This window comes from Helicobacter pylori (assembly GCF_014497725.1).
GTDB lineage: Bacteria > Campylobacterota > Campylobacteria > Campylobacterales > Helicobacteraceae > Helicobacter > Helicobacter pylori_DE.
This window is the reverse complement of record NZ_JACTGF010000002.1, coordinates 245119-268086: the sequence shown is the minus strand read 5'-3', so window position 1 is coordinate 268086 and position 22968 is coordinate 245119. Positions and strand designations below refer to the sequence as shown.

Genomic DNA, 22968 nt, shown 5'->3' with positions numbered 1-22968 from the left:
AGATTAAAATAAAGTTTGAGACTTTAAAGTAGGGATTTTTAAAAGCGCGTGGGTTTTAGGCGTGGCGATTCTGCCTTTAGCCGTGCGTTCTAAATAACCATTAGCGAGTAAAAAAGGCTCAATCACGTCTTCAATCGTGCCTTCATCTTCTCTCATAGACGCCGCAATCGTGTTCAAACCCACCGGCCTTCCTTGAGCGTTGGCTAACAAAGATAAATACGCCAAATCCGCTTCATCAAAGCCCAATTCATTCACGCCCAATTCATTCAAGGCATGTAAAGTGATGTTTAAATCCATCAAGCTTGAATTTTTGACGAGTGCAAAATCGCGCACCCTTTTCAAAAGCCTTAAAGCGATCCTTGGCGTGCCTCTACTCCTTTTAGCGATTTCATCAGCGCTTTCTTCTTTGATGTCTTGGTTGAGTTTAATGGCGGCTTTTTTGATGATGAGAGAAAGTTCGCTAGGGCTATAAAATTGCATCCTAAAACTCATGCCAAATCTGTCTCTTAAGGGGTTAGAGAGCATTCCGGCTCTAGTGGTAGCGCCGATGAGGGTGAAAGGGGGTAAATCAATCTTAATGGTTTGAGCGGCTGGGCCTGAGCCTATGATAATATCCAATCTAAAATCTTCCATAGCCGGGTATAAAACCTCTTCAATCGCTGGGCTAAGCCGGTGGATTTCATCAATAAAAAGAATGTCTTTAGCTTGCAAGTTAGTCAAAATGGCGGCTAAATCACCGCTTTTTTCTATCATGGGAGCGGCGGTGATTTTGATATTGGTTTCCATTTCTTTAGCGATGATATGGCTGATTGAAGTTTTACCCAAACCGGGCGGGCCAAAAAAGAGCATGTGATCCAAACTCTCTTGGCGTTTTTTAGCCGCACAAATAGAAATTTGCAAGTTGCTTTTAATCTTTTCTTGACCGATAAAATCTTCCCAAAGATTAGGGCGCAAACTCACTTCTTGAGAAGTTTCAAAATCCAAAGTTTCTAAATTGACTATCCGTTCTTTCATTTAATGATAACTTTCTAGCTCGTTAGGGAAGATTCCCTTTTTCACATCGTCAGCGTATTGTTGAATCGCGTTTTGAACCAATTCTTTCCCCTTAAGGTATTCTCGCACGAATTTAGGCTTAAAACTATCAAAAAAGCCTAACATGTCGCTCCACACTAAAATCTGCCCATCGCAATCCTTGCCGCTCCCTATGCCGATCGTGGGGATTTTGATTTTTTGCGTGATCGTTTGAGCGATAGGGGTGGTTATACCCTCTAAAACCAACAAACCCACTCCAGCTTCTTCTAAACTCAACGCGTCTTCTAAAAGCTTTTTTTGTTGCTCTTCATTTTTGCCCTTAATCTTATAGCCTCCATCAAGACGCACGAATTGAGGCATCAAGCCGATGTGTCCTACCACGATAACGCCCTCATTAGTGAGCGTTTTAACCAGTTTCGCTTTTTCTTTCCCCCCCTCTAGTTTGATCGCGCTCGCTTGGGTTTCTTTATAAACCCTGATGGCGTTTTTTAGGGCTGTTTTTTCATCTTTATAGCTTCCAAAGGGCATGTCTGTGATGATAAAAGGAGTCTTAGCGCCCGCGCACACGGCTTTAGTGTGATAGAGCATCATTTTTACACTCGCGCTTAAAGTGTCGTTTTGATTGAAAAAACTCATATTCAAACTATCGCCCACTAAAATCACATCCACTAGCGGATCAAATATTTGAGCGAATAACGCGTCATAAGCGGTAATGGCGATGATCTTTTCTTGATTTTTTTTAGCTTGGAGATGACTAAGGGTGATTTTTTTAATTGGGGCGGTTTGCATGCTCATTAAAAATCCTAAGTGTTAAATATAGTGGCATTGTAGCATGACTTTATTGGGGTGGGTAAAAATTTTACTCCATTTTAACCGGTCATTTTAATTATTTTAGTATAATTGAAAGAAGCTTTTAACAAACAATTCAAGGGATTTGGCGATTTTGGGTCTTAAAAAACGAGCTATTTTATGGTCTTTAATGGGGTTTTGTGCAGGATTGAGCGCACTTGATTATGATACCCTAGACCCCAAATACTACAAATACATCAAGTATTATAAAGCCTATGAAGACAAAGAAGTTGAAGAATTAATCAGAGATTTAAAGAGGGCGAACGCTAAAAGCGGGCTTATTTTAGGGATCAATACCGGGTTTTTTTACAACCATGAAATCATGGTTAGAACCAATAGCTCTAGCATCACCGGGAATATTTTAAATTATTTGTTCGCTTATGGCTTGCGTTTTGGCTATCAAACTTTCAGGCCGTCGTTTTTTGCGCGCTTGGTCAAGCCAAATATCATTGGCAGGCGCATCTATATCCAATATTATGGAGGGGCTCCTAAGAAAGCGGGCTTTGGGAGCGTGGGGTTTCAATCGGTCATGCTGAATGGGGATTTTTTATTGGATTTTCCTTTGCCTTTTGTGGGGAAATACCTTTATATGGGGGGGTATATGGGTTTAGGCTTGGGGGTTGTAGCGCATGGGGTGAATTATACGGCGGAATGGGGGATGTCTTTTAACGCAGGATTGGCTCTAACGGTATTAGAAAAAAACCGCATTGAATTTGAATTTAAAATTTTAAATAATTTCCCTTTTTTGCAATCCAATTCTTCAAAAGAGACTTGGTGGGGAGCTATAGCAAGCATTGGGTATCAATATGTGTTCTAAAAAAATAAGAAATCTCATTTTATGCTTTGGTTTTATTTTAAGCTTGCACGCTGAAGAGAATATCGCCAAAGAAAACATGACTGAAACGAACACGACTGAAGAAAACACCTCTAAAGACGCTCCCATTCTTTTGGAAGAAAAACGCGCCCAAACGCTAGAGCTTAAAGAAGAAAAGGGGATTGCAAAAAAGATTGATGAAAAAAGCCTGCTTGAAGAGATCCATAAGAAAAAACGCCAACTTTACATGCTCAAAGGGGAATTGCATGAAAAGAATGAATCCATCTTATTCCAACAAATGGCTAAAAATAAGAGCGGTTTTTTTATAGGCGTGATCCTTGGCGATATAGGGATTAACGCTAATCCTTATGAGAAGTTTGAACTTTTAAGCAATATTCAGGCTTCTCCTTTGTTGTATGGCTTAAGGAGTGGATACCAAAAGTATTTTGCTAACGGGATTAGCGCTTTACGCTTTTATGGAGAGTATTTAGGGGGGGCGATGAAAGGGTTTAAAAGCGATTCTTTGGCTTCTTATCAAACCGCAAGCTTGAATATTGATCTATTGATGGATAAGCCTATTGACAAAGAAAAAAGGTTTGCGTTAGGGATATTTGGAGGCGTTGGAGTGGGGTGGAATGGGATGTATCAAAATTTAAAAGAGATTAAAGGGTATTCACAGCCTAACGCCTTTGGGCTGGTGTTAAATTTGGGGGTGAGCATGACGCTCAACCTCAAACACCGCTTTGAATTAGCCCTAAAAATGCCTCCCTTAAAAGAAACTTCGCAAACTTTTTTATATTATTTTAAAAGCACTAATATTTATTATATTAGTTACAACTATTTATTGTAAAGGCTCAAGGGTTGAAACTCAAATACTGGTTGGTTTATCTGGCGTTCATTATAGGGCTTCAAGCGACAGATTATGACAATTTAGAAGAAGAAAACCAACAATTAGACGAAAAAATAAACCATTTAAAGCGACAGCTCACCGAAAAAGGGGTTTCACCCAAAGAGATGGATAAGGATAAGTTTGAAGAAGAATATTTAGAGCGAACTTACCCAAAGATTTCTTCAAAGAAAAGAAAAAAATTGCTCAAATCTTTTTCCATAGCCGATGATAAGAGTGGGGTGTTTTTAGGGGGCGGGTATGCTTATGGGGAACTTAACTTGTCTTATCAAGGGGAGATGTTAGACAAATATGGCGCGAATGCCCCTAGCGCGTTTAAAAACAATATCAAGATTAACGCTCCTGTTTCTATGATTAGCGTTAAATTTGGGTATCAAAAATACTTCGTGCCTTATTTTGGGACACGATTTTATGGGGATTTGTTGCTTGGGGGAGGGGCGTTAAAAGAGAACGCGCTCAAGCAGCCTGTAGGCTCGTTTTTTTATGTTTTAGGGGCTGTCAATACCGATTTGTTGTTTGATATGCCTTTAGATTTTAAGACTAAAAAGCATTTTTTAGGCGTTTATGCGGGTTTTGGGATAGGGCTTATGCTCTATCAAGACAAGCCTAATCAAAACGGGAGGGATTTGGTAGTAGGGGGTTATTCAAGCCCTAATTTTTTATGGAAATCTTTGATTGAAGTGGATTATACTTTTAATGTGGGTGTGAGTTTAACGCTTTATAGGAAACACCGCTTAGAAATTGGCACAAAATTACCGATTAGCTATTTGAGGATGGGAGTAGAAGAGGGAGCGGTTTATCAAAATAAAGAAAATGATGAACGATTGTTGATTTCGGCTAACAATCAGTTCAAGCGATCCAGTTTTTTATTAGTGAATTATGCGTTTATTTTTTAAGGCTTGATCTTGGAGTTAAGGTTTAAAATTTTAGCGTTAGTCGTTTTAATTTTAGGGGGTTATTTGATTTTTAACGCTTTAATCACAAAAACCAAAGCTTTAAGTTTTAGTTTGAATAGCAAAGAGGGCGTGCTCAATGACAATAATGAAGTGCTTTTTTGGGATTTAAAAAAACCCATTAAGATTAAAATAGCAGCCCCAAAGGGCATCAAACGCTATGAACTAAAAGTAACCACAAAAGACAATTTGATCTTATATGAAAAAGAAAATCTGGTATTAGATAAACCCAAGTCTTTAGAAGTGCCTTTGATCAAGCCTGAAATCATGGGGTTAGAAGACAAGTGCCTTTTATATGAAATTCAAGCTAATGATTGGAGCTATGCTAATTTTTTCAATGGCAATAAGGCGTCTTTCAAACAAGAAGTGTGTGTTGATACGATAAAACCCTCAATTACTATTTTATCTCGTTCTCCAAGCATCGCTTATGGAGGGAGCGCGGTAGTTGTCTTTGAAGCTTTGGATAAGAATTTGTCTCAAGCGTTTGTGCGCGTCAAAAAAAAGGATTTTAAAGCTTTCAGGCTTTTAGAATTCAAACAGCGTAATGTTTTTATCGCTCTAGTGCCTTGGTCTTATAAAAATAAGGATTTTAAGGCGTTCATTGTCGCTAAAGATAAAGCCTATAACTCTAATACCGCCCCTTTATTACTCAAGCGAAAAACCCATCGTTTGAGGGAAAAAGAGATAAACTTAAGCGTCTTAAAAGACAAGATTGCAAAGCAAGAAAAATTTCAAAATCACACTGAGCAAACTTTATTAGAAATGTTTTCCAACACGCGCTTAAAAGATTTAGAAAAAATCCAAAAGATCGCTTTAGATCAAGGGGATTTTTATAAGGATTTTTCCCATTTTCAAGTGCTAAAACCCTTGAACGGGCCTTTTAAAATGATAAGCAATTTTTTAGAAAATCGGCGTGTCTTAAAGGACAATCAGGTGTTGTTCCAATTCTTGCATTTAGGGGTGGATTTGATACCCAGTAAGGATTTATCTTTAGCGTTTGATCCATCGATAAAGAGGGTTTTTAAGGGGGAGTTAGATTTTTATGGTAATAGTTTAATGGATTGCTATGGGTTAGGTTTGTGCGTTTTTTTAGCGCATTTAAAAGATGATGGAAGCGTGGGGAGTAGTGGTTTGAAATTAGGGAGCGGGTTGCATTTAGGGATGCTTTTACAAGGGGTTTTTGTCTGGCCCAATGAATGGCTTAATGAGCAATGGATAAAAACCAATATCATCACCCCCATAGAGCAAGCCAAACGGCTTTTAATGAAAGGATAGTCATGTTAAAAACCAATCAAAAAAACGTGCATGCGTTTGAAATTGAAAAGCAAGAGCCTGAAGCGGTCATGGAATTTTTAGAAAAAAACCACGCCCTTTTGCAATATTTTCTTATTATTTTTAAATATGATATTGAACCAGAAGTCAAAGCCATTTTGCACAAACACCAGCTTTTGTTTTTAGAAACGAATCGCGTTTTAAACGGGCGTTATATCAAAACCACAGAAAAAGACGCTAACCTTTTAAAGCAAAATAGCCCTAATGCGATAGAACCCAAAACAACGATTTATGAGCGCAATATCAGGAGTGGGGAAGAGATTTATAGCGCTAACCACCTTATTTTTTTGGGTAATATCCACAATGGGGCAAAGATCATTTCAGAAGGTTCTGTGTCAGTTTATGGGGTTTGCGAAGGGGCGATTGTGTGCTTTGGAGAGTGCTTGATTTTAAAAGAAGTCAAGAGCGCTCAAATCGTTTTTCAAAATAAAATTTTCTCTTTAAAAGAGGTTGAACGGCTTTTGGTAAACAAAAATATTAAAATAATCACTAAAAATGACGATATACTAGACATAAAGGAAGTATTATGAAACAAATAACCATTAACCACTCTGTGGAATTAGTAGGGATAGGCTTACACAAGGGCGTTCCTGTGAAGCTTGTTTTAGAGCCTTTAGGAGAAAATCAAGGCATTGTTTTTTACCGCTCTGATTTGGGCGTGAAGCTCCCCTTGAAACCTGAAAACATCGTGGATACCAAAATGGCAACCGTGTTGGGTAAAGATAACGCTAGGATTTCTACGATTGAGCATTTGCTTTCAGCTATCCATGCGTATGGTGTTGACAATCTTAAAATCTCTGTGGATAACGAAGAGATCCCTATCATGGATGGGAGTGCTTTGACTTATTGCATGCTTTTAGATGAAGCGGGGATTAAAGAATTAGACGCTCCTAAAAAGGTGATGGAAATCAAGCAAGCCGTTGAGGTTAGAGAGGGCGATAAGTTTGTTAAAATTGAGCCAGACAGCCAGCTTTCTTTGAATTTCACGATTGATTTTAACCATCCGGTTATCGCTAAGCAAGCCCATCATTTCGTCTTTAGTAAAACCGCTTACAAAGAGCAAGTCGCTAAAGCCCGCACCTTTGGGTTTTTGCAAGAAGTGAATTACTTGCGATCCATTGGTTTAGCCAAAGGGGGGAGCTTGAATAATTGCATCGTGCTAGATGAAAACAGCATTTTGAATAAAGAAGGATTGAGATGTGAAAAGGAATTCGTGTGCCACAAGATTTTAGACGCTATGGGGGATCTAATGGTCTTAGGCATGCCTGTGATGGGCAAATACACTTCTTTTTCAGGCAGCCACAAGCTCAATTCCATGCTGGTTAAAGCCATTTTAGCAGACGCTAAAAATTACGAAGTTTTGATCGCTTCAGATCCGGCTAAAGAGTTTGCGTTGCAAAAGGCTTTCGCTTAATCTTAAATTAGGGCTTATTTTTTGGAATTGGATTTAGCGCTTATCTCTTTAGGCGAGGGGGTCTTGCTTGGGGTGTATCAAAACGATTTTTTATGTGCTTCTTACACTTCCAAATTAAAAACAAGCGAAGCTTTGGTGGGAGTTTTTTCACAATTATTTGAAGATTTTAAAAACCCCACCATTTACCCCACGATCTACCCTGATTTACCGGCGATTAAAGGGGTTTATTACGCTAAGGGGCCAGGGAGTTTCACTAGTTTAAAGCTCACGCATGTTTTCTTGCACACTTTAGCTTTGATCCATGACTTTGAACTCTATTCAACTACAGGCTTTGATTTTAACGACAACACGCCCATTTTGGCGTATGCCAATAAATACTTTGTTTCAAAAGAAAGGGAAAGCTTGAGCGATTTTAAAGATTTGAAAATTGCACCAAAAGATTTCATGCTGCCCTCTTTTTTAGAGAAAGACAAATTCACTCAATTGAACACGCCGTTTTACATTTTGCCTCCTATTTAGTGTATAATGCTAGTTTTAAAAATGAAATGGTATCAACAATAGGGGTTTAAAATTTGGTAGTGAGTGTTCCTGCAACAAGTGCGAATTTAGGCCCCGGTTTTGATTGCTTGGGTTTGAGTTTGAATTTACGCAATCGGTTTTTTATTGAGCCTAGCAGCTTCCATGCGGTGAAATTGGTTGGGGAGGGTGAAGGGATCCCTAAGTTTTTAACCAACAATATTTTCACTAAAGTGTTTTATGAGATTTTAAAAAAGCATGGGAATGATGGATCGTTTAAATTTTTATTGCATAATAAAGTCCCTATTACAAGGGGCATGGGATCTAGCTCGGCGATGATTGTGGGGGCGGTCGCTTCAGCGTTTGCGTTTTTAGGGTTTGATTTTGATAGAGAAAATATTGTCAATACCGCTTTAATTTATGAAAACCACCCGGATAATATCACTCCGGCGGTGTTTGGGGGGTATAATGCAGCGTTTGTGGAAAAAAAGAAAGTGATAAGTTTAAAAACCAAAATCCCCTCTTTTTTAAAAGCGGTGATGGTGATCCCTAATAGGGCCATTTCCACCAAGCAATCGCGCCACCTCTTGCCCAAGCGTTACAGCGTGCAAGAAAGCGTGTTTAACCTTTCGCATGCGAGTTTGATGACGATGGCGATTGTGCAGGGGAAGTGGGATTTATTGCGTTGTTGTTCTAAAGACAGGATGCATCAATATAAGCGCATGCAAACTTATCCCGTGTTGTTTGCGATCCAAAAGCTCGCTTTAGAAAATAACGCCTTAATGAGCACGCTTTCAGGGAGCGGTTCGTCGTTTTTTAACATGTGTTATGAAGAAGACGCCCCTAAATTAAAGCAGGTTTTGAGCAAGAAATTCCCTAAATTTAGGGTAGCGGTTTTAGATTTTGACAATGATGGAGTCCTTATTGAGAAAGACTGAAATTAAAATCCGCATGTGTGTGGCGTGCAGAATGCGCCAACCCCAAAAGGATTTGTTGCGTTTGAAAAGCTTTGACAATCAAATCATGGAGTTTGATGGCAAAGGCCGTAGTTTTTATGTGTGTGGAAATTGTTTGAAAAATGGAGAAAAAAAGTTGTTGAAAGCGGTTTCAAAAATAAAGAACGCCCCAAAAGATGTTAAAAATATCATTACTTGGATTAAGGAGAGAAGCATAGCATGAGTGGTATGGTTGATTTAAAAGAATTTTTAGCCGAGCTTGGTAAGACCCAAAAAGAGCTTAAAAATGTGATCGAGCAAGCCAAAGACATTGGTTTAGAGCTTAAAACAAATTCTAAAATGACCCCAGAGCAAGCCGGCAAGCTATACAAATACATTGTGGATGGCATTAAAGAACAAATACAAGCCAATAAACCCACTAAAAATCCTGAGCAAGACAATAAAGACGATTTGAATACAGCCGTAGCGTCTAAACCTCTTAACAAAAAGGTTTCCAAAACGCCTAAAAAAGAAGAAACAAAAAGCCAGCCAAAGCCCAAAAAAACTAAAGAAAAGAAAAAAGAAGCTCCCACGCCCATTGCTAAAAAGAAGGGTGGGATAGAGATTGTCAACACTTTTGAAAACCAAACGCCCCCTACAGAAAACACCCCTAAAGCGGTTAGCCATTCTCAAATAGAAAAAGCCAAGCAAAAGCTCCAAGAAATCCAAAAAAGCCGAGAAGCCCTAAACAAACTCACCCAAAGCAACACCAATACCACTAACAACGCTAACAGCGCTAGTAATGTCAGCAACGCTAAAAAAGAAATCAGCGAAGTTAAAAAACAAGAGCAAGAGATCAAACGCCATGAGAATATCAAAAGATACACGGGCTTTAGGGTGATTAAACGCAACGATGAAACAGAAAATGAAATTGAAAACAGTGTAACAGAAAGCAAAAAACCCACTCAAAGCGCGGCGGCTATTTTTGAAGACATTAAAAAAGAATGGCAAGAAAAAGATAAACAAGAGACTAAAAAAGCCAAAAAACCCAGTAAGCCCAAAGCCACCCCCACCGCCAAAAACAACAAATCCCATAAAATTGATTTTAGCGATGTAAGGGATTTTAAGGACAATGATATTTATGATGATGAAACCGATGAAATCTTATTGTTTGATTTGCATGAACAAGATAACCTCAATAAGGAAGAAGAAGAAAAAGAAGCGCGCCAAAATATCAATGACAGGGTGCGCGTCCAAAGGAAAAACCCTTGGATGAATGAAGGCGGGATCAAACGACAATCCAAGAAAAAGCGCGCATTCCGTAACGATAACAGCCAAAAAGTGATCCAAAGCGCGATTGCAATCCCTGAAGAAGTGCGCGTCTATGAATTCGCACAAAAAGCGAATTTGAATCTGGCTGATGTGATTAAAACCCTCTTCAATTTAGGGCTTATGGTGACTAAAAACGACTTTTTGGATAAGGATAGCATAGAGATTTTAGCCGAAGAGTTTCATTTAGAAATTTCTGTTCAAAACACCTTAGAAGAATTTGAAGTAGAAGAGGTGTTAGAGGGCGTGAAAAAAGAGCGCCCGCCTGTGGTGACTATCATGGGGCATGTGGATCATGGTAAAACTTCGCTACTGGATAAAATCCGTGATAAAAGAGTCGCCCACACTGAAGCTGGGGGGATCACTCAGCACATTGGCGCTTACATGGTGGAAAAAAATGATAAGTGGGTGTCTTTCATTGACACCCCAGGGCATGAAGCCTTCAGCCAGATGCGTAATCGTGGGGCTCAAGTTACAGATATTGCAGTGATTGTGATAGCGGCTGATGATGGCGTGAAGCAACAGACTATTGAAGCTTTAGAGCATGCAAAGGCCGCTAATGTGCCTGTGATTTTTGCGATGAATAAAATGGATAAGCCTAATGTGAATCCGGACAAACTCAAAGCCGAATGCGCTGAACTTGGTTATAACCCTGTGGATTGGGGCGGAGAGCATGAGTTCATCCCTGTTTCGGCTAAAACGGGCGATGGCATTGACAATTTATTAGAAACCATTCTCATTCAAGCGGATATTATGGAATTAAAAGCCATAGAAGAGGGCAGTGCTAGAGCGGTTGTTTTAGAAGGGAGCGTGGAAAAAGGGCGTGGGGCAGTAGCCACGGTGATTGTCCAAAGCGGGACTTTGAGCGTGGGGGATAGCTTTTTTGCCGAAACAGCCTTTGGTAAAGTAAGAACGATGACTGACGATCAAGGCAAGAGCATTCAAAATTTAAAACCCTCTATGGTGGCTCTCATCACAGGCTTAAGCGAAGTGCCGCCTGCGGGATCTGTTTTAATAGGGGTGGAAAACGATTCCATCGCACGTTTGCAAGCTCAAAAGAGGGCGACTTATTTACGCCAAAAAGCCTTGAGTAAAAGCACTAAAGTGTCTTTTGATGAGCTTTCAGAAATGGTCGCCAATAAGGAATTAAAAAACATTCCTGTAGTCATTAAAGCGGATACGCAAGGAAGCTTAGAAGCCATTAAAAACAGCTTGTTAGAGCTTAATAACGAAGAAGTGGCGATCCAAGTGATCCACTCAGGGGTGGGGGGCATTACTGAGAATGATTTGAGCTTGGTTTCTAGCAGTGAGCATGCCGTGATTTTAGGCTTTAATATCCGCCCCACCGGTAATGTAAAAAATAAGGCTAAAGAATACAATGTGAGCATTAAAACTTACACGGTGATTTATGCCTTGATTGAAGAAATGCGATCGCTGTTATTAGGCTTGATGAGTCCTATCATTGAAGAAGAGCATACCGGGCAAGCGGAAGTGAGGGAAACCTTTAATATCCCTAAAGTAGGCACGATAGCCGGGTGTGTGGTGAGCGATGGGGTGATCGCTCGTGGCATTAAGGCGCGTTTGATTAGGGATGGCGTGGTGATTCACACCGGCGAAATCCTTTCTTTGAAACGCTTTAAAGACGATGTGAAAGAAGTTTCTAAGGGCTATGAGTGCGGGATCATGTTAGAAAATTATAATGAGATTAAAGTGGGTGATGTGTTTGAAACCTATAAAGAAATCCATAAAAAAAGAACCCTCTAATGAACGCCCATAAAGAACGCTTAGAATCCAATCTTTTAGAATTGTTGCAAGAGGCTTTAGCGAGCTTGAATGATGGCGAGTTGAATTCTTTAAGCGTTACTAAGGTGGAATGCTCTAAAGGGAAACACCACGCTTTGGTGTTTGTGCTTTCATCAGATCATAAAATCCTTTCCAAATTGAAAAAAGCTGAGGGTTTGATCAGGCAATTTGTTTTGCAAGCGAGCGGGTGGTTTAAATGCCCAAAACTCAGTTTTGTTTTAGATGATAGTTTAGAAAAGCAGCTCCGCCTAGACGCCATATTCAATGAAATCGCTAAAGGGAAAGATAATGACTAAAAGAATAGAAGAGAAAATAGAGGGCGTGATTGAAAGCTTGGGATACTTGCTTTATGATGTGAGCTTGGTTAAAGAAAACGAGCAGCATGTTTTAAGGGTGAGCCTTAAAAACCCTAATGGAGCGGTTAGTTTGGACATTTGCCAACAAGTGAGCGAGATCATTTCGCCCTTATTAGATGTGTGCGATTTTATTCAAGACGCTTATATTTTGGAAGTGAGCTCTATGGGGTTAGAAAGAGTGCTTAAAACCCCCAAACACTTCAAGCTTTCTTTAGGCGAAAAAGTGGAGGTCAAACTCATCAATAAAGAAAGCTTTCAAGCCGTCCTTAAAGACGCTAACGATCTGAGTGCGGATTTTGAATTAGAGAATCACGCTATCAAAAGCGTGGAGTATAAAGATTTAAAGAAAGTTAAAACGCTTTTTGAGTGGTGGAATAACGCAAAGCGGTAGCGTTCTTACACTTTATGAGAGATTACCGCTTGATTGAAACTGGGCTCTCATTATTTGGTTAAAAAACGCTAAAAAGCGTTTTTGAGATTTCACTCTTCCATTTGAACGATACTCATTATTTCTTTGACCACATTCACATCTTCTAGCGTGCTTAAATCTTGAGTGATGGGCTCTTTTTTGGCGATAGATTTCAAAAGCCTTCTCATGATTTTCCCGCTCCTGGTTTTAGGCAAACCTGGCACATACATGACATTGTCTAATTTAGCGATCTTTCCAATTTCAACGGATAAGATATGATTCATTTCTTTTAACAATTCTAAACTCTCGCCAAGATTGCATTTAGCCCCATCGCACAGCACCACAAACGCAAATAAGCCCTCTCCTTTAATCGCATCAGGGATACCCACTACCGCGCATTCAACCACCATTTCATGTTTAGAAATAGCGCTCTCCACTTCAGCCGTGCCAATCCTATGCCCACTCACATTCACAATATCATCTGTGCGCCCAATAATAGTGATGTATCCGTTTTCATCCACGATAGCGCCATCTCCAGAGAGGTAGACATATTCCCCATTCAACTTGATCTGAGAAAAATAGCTATCAATGTATCGTTTTTCATCGCCCCAAATGTTTCTTACCATAGAAGGCCATGGCTTAGTGATGCATAAAAACCCTTGCTCTCCGGGCTTTGTTTTGGTGCCGTCTTCGTTTAAAACTTCTGCATGGATTCCAGGCAAAGGTAAAGTCGCACAACTGGCCCTTATAGGCGTAGCTCCCGGTAAAGGGCTGATGATATGCCCGCCTGTTTCTGTTTGCCACCAAGTATCCACGATACTGCATTTTGAGTTACCGATTTTTTCATAAAACCATTTCCATGCCGTAGGGTTAATAGGCTCTCCCACCGTTCCCAAAACTTTGAGCGATTCTAAATTATACTTTAAGGGTTCGTTTTCGCCTTTAGCATGCAGCATTCTTATAGCGGTGGGGGAAGTGTAGAATTTATCCACGCGGTATTCTTCTATCATCCTCCACCATCTCCCATAATCCGGATAAGACATCGTGCCTTCTAGTATCAAAGTCGTTGACCCGCAAGCTAAAGGTCCATAAACCACATAAGTGTGCCCTGTGATCCAACCAATATCAGCGGTGCACCAAAAATTATCGTTATCTCTAATATCAAAAACCCACTCCATCGTCATTTGCGCCCACAGCAAATACCCTGCACTGCTGTGTTGAACGCCTTTAGGTTTCCCGGTTGATCCGCTTGTATAGAGCAAGAATAAAGGATCTTCAGAGTCCATCATTTCAGGTTCGCATTTATCGGATTGGTAATTGACCATTTCATTATAGACAAAATCGCGCCCTCTCACATAGTCAATCTCTTTGGCGTTTCGTATCACAATGAGCGCTTTTTCCACGCTAGGGCAGGCGTTATTTTCTAGAGCCTTGTCAAGGGCTGGCTTGAGCATGTAAGGTTTGCCTTTTCTAAAAGTCCCATCTGCTGTGATAACTAATTTAGCTTGAGCGTCGTTGATCCTATCCCTTAAGGCTTCAGGGCTAAACCCAGCAAAAACGATGCTATGGATCGCTCCAATCCTAGCGCATGCGAGCATCATATAAACGCTTTCTACAATCATGGGCATATAGATAATGACTCTGTCGCCTTTTTTGACATTGAATTCGTTTTTTAAAAGGTTGGCTGTTTTATTGACTTCAGAGTGGAGTTTTCTGTAAGTGATGACATTATAATCCCCCATTTCCCCTTCAAAAATGATCGCCACTTTATTTTTTTTGTCTTTTAAATGCCTGTCTATGCAATTGTAAGAAACATTGATTTTGCCGTTTTCAAACCATTTGAAAAAAGGGGCGTTATCGCTGTTTAAAACCTTATCAAAAGGTTTAAACCATGTGAGTTTTTGCTTGGCTAACTCGCCCCAAAAATGTTCATAATCTTCATTGGCTTCATGCACTAAATCTTTATATTCGCACATGTTTTTAATCCTGGCTTGCTTGGCAAACGCTCTGTTAGGGTTAAAGATTTTTTTAGCGAATTCTAAATCATTGTCTAATTGCATCGCATCTCCTTTTTCATGGTTTTAAGCGCATTTTTTATTATTATATCCAAACTCACACTCTTTTAAAGGGAGGGATACTTTTCTCTTTCTGTGTGGATTGAGACTGATAAAAAAGGAAATAGCACGATGAAACCTAAAGGACGCATTAGCGTTAACATGCTAGAATGACAGAACACTTTATGATAATAAAAGGGTGGTATGCTGATCTCCATAGCGTTTTTATTGGTTTTGTGTCTTTTGAATTATAGTTCTTTTAGGATGTTAAAATCGTTTTTAACCTTAAAGAAAATCTCTCAATACGCTTATTTATGGTTTTTTGTCCTTTTGAGCGCGGGCGAGGCGGCTTTTGCTTTTTATAGAAATACTATGCCTAGCCATTTGTTTGTTTTGACTTCGGCGTGTTCGTTTGTATCCTTTATTGTGTTTGTTTTTTCTTTAAGTTTTTACGGGTTTTCCTACTCCATAGAAAAAATAGATTTCTTACCTTCAAGGCGTAAAGGTTTAAAAAACTTTTTAAAATTAGGGTTTTATCTGGCGTTATTAGGGTATTTTTGGCGCGGCTTTTATGAAGGGTTGGCCCGCCCTAAAATCAAAGAAACCCCTATTTATTTGGATAAGCTAGACAAGGAATTAAAGGTTATTTTACTCACAGACATGCATGTGGGGAGCTTGTTGCAAAAAGATTTTGTTGATTACATTGTAGAAGAAGTCAATCAACAAAAAGTGGATATGGTGCTGATTGGGGGGGATTTAGTGGATGAAAACATTGAAAAAGTCAAATCCTTTTTACTGCCCTTAAACAACCTTAAAAGCACGCATGGCACTTTTTATGTGCCAGGAAACCATGAGTATTATCATGGCATAGAGCCGATTTTATCGTTTCTTAACACGCTTGATATGACGATTTTAGGGAATGAATGCGTGCATTTAGGGGGGATCAATTTGTGCGGTGTGTATGATTATTTCGCAAGAAAGCGTCAAAATTTTGCCCCCAATATTGATGAGGCGTTAAAAAAGCGTGATAGTAGTAAGCCCACGATCCTTTTAGCCCACCAGCCTAAACAAATTAGAAGCGTCAAAGAAAGCCACTCTATAGATTTAGTGCTTTCAGGGCATACCCATGCAGGGCAAATCTTTCCCTTTAGCCTTTTAGTCAAGTTAGCGCAAACTTATTTGTATGGTTTATACAAGCACAGCGGCACCACTCAAATTTATGTGAGCAGTGGGGCAGGGTATTGGGGCGTTCCTTTAAGGTTTTTAGCCCCTAGCGAGATCGCATGCCTTAGGCTTTTACCTAAAAATCAAGCTTAGTTAAACAAAATCTTAATCGTAATCAAGCGGTTAAAAATAGGGATTAAAACAAGGGGTTAAAAACAACCGCCAAGACAAAGGGAAAGGAGGGGGAGATGACCCTTCAATCTTAAGCGGTGCCAACCAAACCATAAGGAATGGTTGGATTGTGATTATACAATAAAATGGTGATTTTTAGTAAATGGTTTTAAAAATTATCCATAAAAACGCTCAAAGGCATTTTTTACAACCAATAACCAAGGGCTTGATTTTAATCAAGCGATAACTTTTATTAATATTTTCTTAAACTAATTTAAAATTATGATATAATCAGTGCTTGAATTACTCTTAAATGCAGGAGTCATACACCATGCGCGTTCTACTGATTGAAAAAAGTTCTGTTTTGGGTGGAGAAATTGAAAAGGGCTTAAATGTTAAAGGCTTTATGGCTGATGTAACAGAGAGTTTAGAGGATGGGGAATATCTTATGGATATTAGGAACTATGACTTGGTTATGGTTAGCGATAAAAACGCTTTAAGTTTTGTTTCTAGAATCAAGGAAAAGCATTCTTCTATTGTTGTTTTAGTTTCTTCTGATAACCCTACAAGCGAAGAAGAAGTCCATGCGTTTGAGCAGGGCGCGGACGATTATATCGCTAAGCCTTACCGCAGCATTAAGGCTTTAGTCGCAAGGATTGAGGCTCGTTTGAGGTTTTGGGGCTCTAATGTGATTGAAATTGGGGATTTGACCATTAGCCCTGATGAAGAAAAGATTATTTACAAGGGGCGTGAAGTTGAAGTGAAAGGGAAGCCTTTTGAAGTGCTTACCCATCTTGCCAGACATAGGGATCAAATCGTCTCCAAAGAACAGCTTTTAGACGCTATTTGGGAAGAGCCTGAAATGGTTACCCCTAATGTGATTGAAGTGGCTATCAATCAAATCCGCCAAAAAATGGATAAACCCTTAGGGATTTCCACGGTTGAAACCGTGAGGCGCAGAGGCTATCGTTTTTGCTACCCCAAACCGGCGTGTGAAGAGTAAACTTCGTAATTTTTTGCTAAAAAATACGATTGGTTGTCGTGGGGTGGAGCGGGTGCGAGATCATTGACAATATTTTAATAACGATAGCAATAATGTCATATTATGTTTGGTTGGGTGGTATGATTATTTTATCTGTAGTTGGATTAGTGAGGTATTTTGATTAAAAAACACTCAAATAAATTCATATCAATTCATGGATTTAAATATCCATCAAAATACAAAAATATAAGATTTGGCTCTGTTTTCATTGGATATTGACAAAGTCTTATTTTTGTGGGATTTTTATGGGATACAAGAAAAATACACAAAGAAAACGCTAGCTAAACTCTAGCTTGCACTAAAATTTTAGTGTAGTGGCGTTGCGAGAACCATAAAACCATGATGACTAATCGTTTCATAGTTGGTTGTCTCGTTTTTAAGATAACCACCCGCTATTACCCCAAACCCTAACATGCTCCAAATACCCGCAACACAAAACAATAAAATAGAGGGATAACTTAAACCACTATTGGCTGTGATTACGGATTAAAAAACCTAAAAATATTAAAAAAGCATTTTTTACAATCAATAATAAAAAGGCTTGATTTTAACCAAACGATAACTCTTTAAGCGACCTTTTGGGGTTAGGGGGTTTGTAGGGGAATATAGGGGAATAGTTTTTAAAATACCCCTTTACCTTAAAGAAATGGGTTTATACAAAATGATAAAATAGAAGTTTCTAAACCTTTCCAAAAAAGTTTTAAACTCTTAGTTTTTATAACCAACGCTTTTTATAAACAGCTAACTTTAGTGTTAGGCGTTATTGAAAATTTCTTCAACTTGCTCTTTAATGTCCTTATAATTAAAGCTTTCTTTAAAGCCATCAATCTTGCCCCCGCTCGCATTCCTATGCCCGCCCCCATTGAAACACATTTGACTGAGTTCGCACACATCGCAATTCCCATTCGCCCTTAAGCTCACATTCCCTTTAGCGTTCACATCCATATAAAAATCAAAATCCGGATTTTGCGTTAAAAAAAGGTTAGCCAACACGCTAATACCCCCCATAGAATAACTTAAAAACCCTTTTTTATCCTGGTAATAAACGCTGCAATCATGCTTTTTTAAAGAGAGCAAACGCGTTTGCGCGTTTGAAGAGATATTGTCCATCGTTTCTGTAGTAGGGTCGCCCCCTAGAGCGATTTTTTTAAGCTTGAACAAATCATTATCATAGGCTATAGGGGCATTTTCTAAAAACAAATAGTTTTTAACTTCTTCTAAAAGCTTTAACTTATAGTTGCGGTTTTCATCATCAAACATGAAGCGGTTCAATTCAGAGCTTTGAGTGATCATGCGCATGCACACCTTGCCTAATTCAAAGCCATAACCTTGCGTGTCCCAAATATCCACAGAATTGACCATTTCCACTAAAGGCTCTAGCCATGTTGCGTTTTTTGGCTCTAAAATTTTGTAGCGATTTTTCAAAAATTCATACACGATTTTAGTCGCGCAGCGGTTCGTGTCTAAAAAATACCAATGGAAACTCTCAGCCACTTCCTTACCACTAATATGGTGATCCAAAAGCTGGATTTGAATGTCTTTATTTTGCAAGCGGTGTTCTTGGATTTTATCTTGCAAATACTCTGCTTCGTTTAAGTTCAAATTCAAATCGCTAACCAAAATAAGGAATTCACTCTCTTTAGATTGAGCGATCGCGTTTAGAATTTCATAAATTCTCGCTGAGACTTCACGCCCGTAATTAGCGTTATAGCATTGGATATTTTTAAAAAATTGTTTTGAAACAAGCTGGCATGCATAGCCGTCTAAATCAATGTGTGAAAGGTGGTAAACTTGCATTATTTTCCTTTTTATTTTATAAATTAAATTAAAAGTTAATGTGGATCGTGCCTAAGGCTTCAAAATTAGAGTTAGGATCTAATTCCGCATGGCTTAGCACGACCACATCAATCCTGGCCTGCTCCATTTGATTAGAAAGGGCTTTTCTTAAATTAGGCTCTACGATCAAAATCACCGGAGCGATCCCTTTTTGCAAGACTTTCATGGCCTCTTCAGAGACCACTTCAATGAGTTTTTGCAATTCGCCCACATTGAGCAGCAGGCTCTTAGAAGTGCCATTTTCTCGCAATTTATTAAGCAAAAATTGTTCGCTATCGGTAGAAAAGGTTAAAAATTTCAAACGCCCGTCTTCAGATTTAAAAGCGTTAGTGATCACCCTAGAAAGCCTCGCCCTCACTTGTTCGGTTAAGATATTCACATCGTTTTGAACCAATGGGGCAATATCGGTAATCGTTTCTAAAATAGTGAGCATGTCTTTAATGGGGATTTTTTCATGCAACAAGGCTTGCAAGACTGAGCGGATCGCACCGGTGGGGATTTTTTTACTCTCTTCTACAATCGTAGGATAGTCTTTAGCCAAGCGCTCTAAAAGGGATTTCACTTCGTCTTTAGTGATAAAATCTTCAGCGTATTTTTTCACTAATTCGCTGGTGTGCGTCGCAATAACGGTGCTTGGATCAATAATAGTATAGCCTTGAATAATGGCTTCTTCTTTATTTTTAGTTTCAATCCATAAAGCGTCCATTCCAAAAGCCGGCTCTTTAGTAGGAATGCCTTCAATTTCTTTATTCACAAAACCGGTATTCATAGCTAAAAACTTATCCGGCATCACCATGCCTTCACCAATCACAATGCCCTTAAGCTTGATTTCATAATGCGTTGGGGGGAGTTGCAAATTATCCCTGATCCGGATTTGCGGCATCAAAAAACCATAATCGCTCGCTATCTTTTTTCTAATGCCCCTAATCCTTTCTAACAAATCGCCCCCCTGTTTCATGTCCGCTAAGCTAATGAGCTGATAGCCTAAAGCCAATTCTAAAAATTCAATTTTTAACACTTCATCAATGGCTTGCTCTTCTTCTCTTTTAAGCTCTTCTTGGGTTTTAGCCCTTGTGGTTTGGGTGTGGGGTTTGATTTTGGAGCTGTGAGGTTTTTCGCTCAAATCCAAGCCGAATTTTTGACTCAAATAATTTTCTAATTTAGTGAGCAACCCGTCTTTTCCCTCCCTGCTAATCAGCCATGCGATGAACAAAAAGAGAGTCCCTACAAACGCTAAAGAAAAGGTAGGGAGTCCAGGAATGGTTGCAAAAAGCAATAAAATCGCTCCCACAATCACTAAAGTTTTGCTTTTATTGGTGAGCTGTGTGATGAGTTTAGAAGCAAAGTCCTCTTCTTCGTTTTGCGTGGTGCGAGTGGCGACAATACCCGTCGCTGTCGCAATGATTAAGGCAGGGATTTGCCCTACAAGCCCATCGCCAATGGTTAGGATAGTGAAAGTGCTAGCGCTAAAGCTCAAACTCATATCCCTTTGAAACACGCCCACTAAAAACCCTCCAATGATATTGATAAGCGTGATGATGATAGAAGCGATCGCATCGCCTTTGACGAATTTAGACGCGCCATCCATCGCGCCATAAAAATCCGCTTCTTGGCTTAGAGCGGCGCGCCGTTTTTTAGCTTCCTTATCATCAATAAGCCCTGAGTTTAAATCCGCATCAATCGCCATTTGCTTTCCTGGCATAGCGTCTAGAGCGAATCGCGCCCTCACTTCAGTAACCCTAGTAGAGCCATTAGTAACCACCAATAAATTCACTAGCACTAAAATACTAAAGATAATCGCCCCAATCACATAATTCCCGCTCACGCTAAATTCCCCAAACGCCGTGATAATATCGCTCACCGCGCTAGGCCCTTTATAGCCTTGGGTTAAAATCATTCTAGTGGTGGCAACATTTAAAGCCAAGCGGTATAAGGTTACAATGAGGAGTAAAGTGGGGAAAGCGCTAAAATCAGTAGGCTTGTCAATATAAAGCCCGATTAAAATGATTAGCACCGATAGCGCAATAGAAATCGTGAGTAAAAAATCCAACACAAAAGGCGGTAACGGCACGATAATGATCGCTAAAATAGCGATCACAAAGACCACAAGGGCTAAGTCTTTGGATTGCAAGAAGCGTTTAAAGACAGGGAAAGTCTTTTTAAAAGCTAATTTGGAGCGTTCGTTTGCCATAATCTAAAATCAATGCCTTAATTTGGTAGGTGTGTTTGTCTCTTATTATAATATAAAGTTTAAGAGTATGGCGCAAAAAAGCTTATTTTACGCTATAATAGCTTCTTTTAAAATTATTACCAATTAGGAGGTCGTTATGGCTTTGAATCTGGAGAAAAAACAAGAAATCATTAAGGCGTTTGCTACTAAAGCAAACGATACTGGTTCTTGTGAAGTGCAAGTGGCGTTGTTGAATGAAAGGATCAAGCTTTTAACCGAACATTTAAAAACTAACCCTAAAGATCATTCCAGTCGTTTAGGGCTTTTAAAATTAGTCGCTCAAAGACGCAACTTGTTGAAATACATCAAACGCACCGATCATGCACGTTATGTGGTTTTGATTGAAAAGTTAGGCATTAAAGACAGGTAGTTTTTATCGGTTTTAGGGGATTTTAAATCATCATGGCGATTTTGTGTTGAAAGAGCGTTTGAAAGCCTTTTTCAGTGCGGACTCTGTTTTCACTTTAATTTTTGCCCTTTTTTTTCTCACTTCGTTTAAAAAACCTTTAACTCAAGTCTTGTTGATTGTTTTAATGGTTTTTTTGTTTCTTAGGTGTTATTTCCAAGCGTCTTTGAAAGAAACTTTCACGATTAATTATTTAAAAACCATGCCCTTTAAATGGCTCACTCTGGCTTTTTTGGGCGTGTTTTTAAGCATATTCCCTAACATGTTTAGCATGTATGATAGCCAAACTTTCCGCTACAATTTATTCGCTCTAAACATGTCCTTAACTTACGCTTGTGGGGCGTTATGCTTGCTTTTTTCTAGCCGTTTAAGAATCAAATTGAATCAAAAAATCCTTTTTTACAGCATGGCTGTTGCAAATTTCATTAACGGCTTGCTTTCATTGGTGCAAAAAATTTATTTTAACATGCCCAGAGCGCAAGGGTTTAGCACGGTTAAGGAGTATGTGGTTTTAGTGAGCGTTTCCATTTTAGGCTGTTATATTTATGCACTTTATTCGCAAAATCAAAAAGAAAAACTTTTTTTCACCCTTTCTGTTTTTGTGGGGTTTTTAGTCGTTATTTTAAGCGCTACAAGGAGCGCGACAATCGCCTTTGTAGCTACTTTTTTAATCCTGTCTTGCTTTATTTTATACGCCAAAAAATCGCTCAGACCATTGAGCTATATGGTGGTTGTGAGTCTTGTTTTGAGCGCTTTGTATATGGGGAGTAACGCTTTAGAAAAAAGGGGGGCAATAGAGCAATCTAGGGTTCAAAACCAAAGCTTTGAAGAAGATTTGAAACGCTACGCTAAAAAGGACGCTGATAGCAGTATCGGGTGGCGTTTGGAGCGTTGGAAAGAAGCCCTAACGGTTTTGCGTTTAAGGCCCTTTTTTGGTATGGCCGCTAGCGAGAAATGCCAGAGGTTAGAAGAGATTTTATCTTTATCGCATTCTTACAGAGCCAAAGATTTGATTCTTTGTTATGAAAGATACGACAACCAAATCATTCATGTTCTAGCCACTAGGGGGATCATAGGCTTTTTAATCTGGCTCTTTTTTTTATTAGTCATTGTAAAGATTTTTTGGAGCGGGATAAAGCAAAACTCTTTAATCTCACTCTTTATATTAACGACTCTCACTTTTTATCTCGTTTTTGGTATCGGGTTTGACCCCTTTGATTTCTTCATTACGGGAAGTTTTTTTGTAGGAATGGTCATGATGGCTGTTTTTTTAAAAAAGGATAAAAGCGCTTTTTAGCATCAAAAAATTTAACGCTAGTCAAGCGGTAGTTTCTTGACAATGCGTTCTTAGGGGGATTTAAGGGGTAAGATAAAAACTTATGCTATAATGCGGTTTCATTCCATATTCAACAAGGA

21 protein-coding genes are annotated in these 22968 nt (G+C 39.2%); 16 read left to right on the top strand and 5 right to left on the bottom strand.

Annotated elements, in window-relative coordinates; genetic code table 11:
* Positions 1-3: 3 nt before the first annotated feature.
* Together ruvB and panB are read right to left on the bottom strand one after the other, a co-directional pair.
* On the bottom strand, positions 4-1014 hold the full coding sequence (ruvB, locus tag H7N69_RS03170; protein WP_000664502.1) for a Holliday junction branch migration DNA helicase RuvB: 1011 nt from the start codon (positions 1012-1014) through the stop codon (positions 4-6).
* Positions 1015-1827: a 3-methyl-2-oxobutanoate hydroxymethyltransferase gene (gene panB / locus H7N69_RS03165; protein WP_187884776.1), complete on the bottom strand. Its 813-nt coding sequence runs from the start codon at positions 1825-1827 to the stop codon at positions 1015-1017.
* Positions 1828-1975: 148 nt separating this feature from the next.
* Here panB and H7N69_RS03160 point away from each other — a divergent pair, with 148 nt between their 5' ends.
* Genes H7N69_RS03160 through H7N69_RS03105 form a run of 12 tightly spaced genes read left to right on the top strand, consistent with a single transcriptional unit; the run spans position 1976 to position 12631 of the window.
* Positions 1976-2698 (top strand): hypothetical protein, encoded by a 723-nt coding sequence (locus H7N69_RS03160; protein WP_000523328.1) that lies wholly within the window; start codon positions 1976-1978, stop codon positions 2696-2698.
* Positions 2688-3545: an outer membrane beta-barrel protein gene (locus H7N69_RS03155; protein WP_121033614.1), complete on the top strand. Its 858-nt coding sequence runs from the start codon at positions 2688-2690 to the stop codon at positions 3543-3545. Before H7N69_RS03160 ends, H7N69_RS03155 begins: the two co-directional genes overlap by 11 nt.
* 11 nt (positions 3546-3556) lie before the next feature.
* A complete protein-coding gene (locus tag H7N69_RS03150) occupies positions 3557-4498 on the top strand; it encodes an outer membrane beta-barrel protein (protein WP_187884775.1) in 942 nt (313 codons plus the stop codon).
* Positions 4499-4507: 9 nt separating this feature from the next.
* Positions 4508-5830: a M23 family metallopeptidase gene (locus H7N69_RS03145; protein WP_187884774.1), complete on the top strand. Its 1323-nt coding sequence runs from the start codon at positions 4508-4510 to the stop codon at positions 5828-5830.
* Between the two features lie 2 nt (positions 5831-5832).
* Complete coding sequence (gene minC / locus H7N69_RS03140) at positions 5833-6417, top strand: septum site-determining protein MinC (RefSeq protein ID WP_187884773.1); 585 nt, start codon at positions 5833-5835, stop codon at positions 6415-6417.
* On the top strand, positions 6414-7301 hold the full coding sequence (lpxC, locus tag H7N69_RS03135; RefSeq protein WP_187884772.1) for a UDP-3-O-acyl-N-acetylglucosamine deacetylase: 888 nt from the start codon (positions 6414-6416) through the stop codon (positions 7299-7301). The genes minC and lpxC overlap by 4 nt, the downstream gene beginning before the upstream one ends.
* Positions 7302-7322: 21 nt before the next feature.
* On the top strand, positions 7323-7820 hold the full coding sequence (locus tag H7N69_RS03130) for a tRNA (adenosine(37)-N6)-threonylcarbamoyltransferase complex dimerization subunit type 1 TsaB (RefSeq protein ID WP_187884771.1): 498 nt from the start codon (positions 7323-7325) through the stop codon (positions 7818-7820).
* Between the two features lie 53 nt (positions 7821-7873).
* A complete protein-coding gene (gene thrB, locus H7N69_RS03125; RefSeq protein WP_000261728.1) occupies positions 7874-8755 on the top strand; it encodes a homoserine kinase in 882 nt (293 codons plus the stop codon).
* A complete protein-coding gene (locus H7N69_RS03120; RefSeq protein WP_001232481.1) occupies positions 8742-8996 on the top strand; it encodes a DUF448 domain-containing protein in 255 nt (84 codons plus the stop codon). The genes thrB and H7N69_RS03120 overlap by 14 nt, the downstream gene beginning before the upstream one ends.
* Positions 8993-11845: a translation initiation factor IF-2 gene (infB, locus tag H7N69_RS03115; RefSeq protein WP_187884770.1), complete on the top strand. Its 2853-nt coding sequence runs from the start codon at positions 8993-8995 to the stop codon at positions 11843-11845. The genes H7N69_RS03120 and infB overlap by 4 nt, the downstream gene beginning before the upstream one ends.
* Complete coding sequence (rbfA, locus tag H7N69_RS03110; RefSeq protein WP_000991151.1) at positions 11845-12180, top strand: 30S ribosome-binding factor RbfA; 336 nt, start codon at positions 11845-11847, stop codon at positions 12178-12180. The genes infB and rbfA overlap by 1 nt, the downstream gene beginning before the upstream one ends.
* A complete protein-coding gene (locus tag H7N69_RS03105) occupies positions 12173-12631 on the top strand; it encodes a ribosome maturation factor RimP (protein WP_078243612.1) in 459 nt (152 codons plus the stop codon). Before rbfA ends, H7N69_RS03105 begins: the two co-directional genes overlap by 8 nt.
* Positions 12632-12720: 89 nt before the next feature.
* On the opposite strand, the gene acs is transcribed toward H7N69_RS03105, so the two are convergent.
* A complete protein-coding gene (acs, locus tag H7N69_RS03100; RefSeq protein WP_187884769.1) occupies positions 12721-14709 on the bottom strand; it encodes an acetate--CoA ligase in 1989 nt (662 codons plus the stop codon).
* Between the two features lie 198 nt (positions 14710-14907).
* Here acs and H7N69_RS03095 point away from each other — a divergent pair, with 198 nt between their 5' ends.
* Positions 14908-16020, top strand: a complete 1113-nt coding sequence (locus tag H7N69_RS03095) for a metallophosphoesterase (RefSeq protein ID WP_187884768.1) — start codon at positions 14908-14910, stop codon at positions 16018-16020.
* Positions 16021-16369: 349 nt separating this feature from the next.
* Positions 16370-17041 carry a response regulator-like transcription factor HsrA gene (gene hsrA, locus H7N69_RS03090; RefSeq protein WP_001265004.1) on the top strand — a complete coding sequence of 224 codons (672 nt, stop codon included), beginning with the start codon at positions 16370-16372 and terminating at the stop codon, positions 17039-17041.
* A gap of 792 nt (positions 17042-17833) precedes the next feature.
* Here the strand turns inward: hsrA and H7N69_RS03085 are convergent.
* On the bottom strand, positions 17834-18877 hold the full coding sequence (locus H7N69_RS03085; RefSeq protein ID WP_187884767.1) for a 3',5'-cyclic-nucleotide phosphodiesterase: 1044 nt from the start codon (positions 18875-18877) through the stop codon (positions 17834-17836).
* A 28-nt stretch (positions 18878-18905) separates the two neighbouring features.
* Positions 18906-21107: a flagellar biosynthesis protein FlhA gene (gene flhA / locus H7N69_RS03080; RefSeq protein WP_001262901.1), complete on the bottom strand. Its 2202-nt coding sequence runs from the start codon at positions 21105-21107 to the stop codon at positions 18906-18908.
* Positions 21108-21243: 136 nt separating this feature from the next.
* Between flhA and rpsO the strand changes: the two genes are divergently transcribed.
* Together rpsO and H7N69_RS03070 are read left to right on the top strand one after the other, a co-directional pair.
* Entirely contained in the window at positions 21244-21516 is a 273-nt protein-coding gene (gene rpsO / locus H7N69_RS03075; RefSeq protein WP_001197108.1) for a 30S ribosomal protein S15, read from the top strand.
* Positions 21517-21559: 43 nt separating this feature from the next.
* Positions 21560-22849, top strand: coding sequence for an O-antigen ligase family protein (locus H7N69_RS03070; RefSeq protein ID WP_187884766.1), 1290 nt, complete (start codon positions 21560-21562; stop codon positions 22847-22849).
* Positions 22850-22968: the final 119 nt, after the last annotated feature.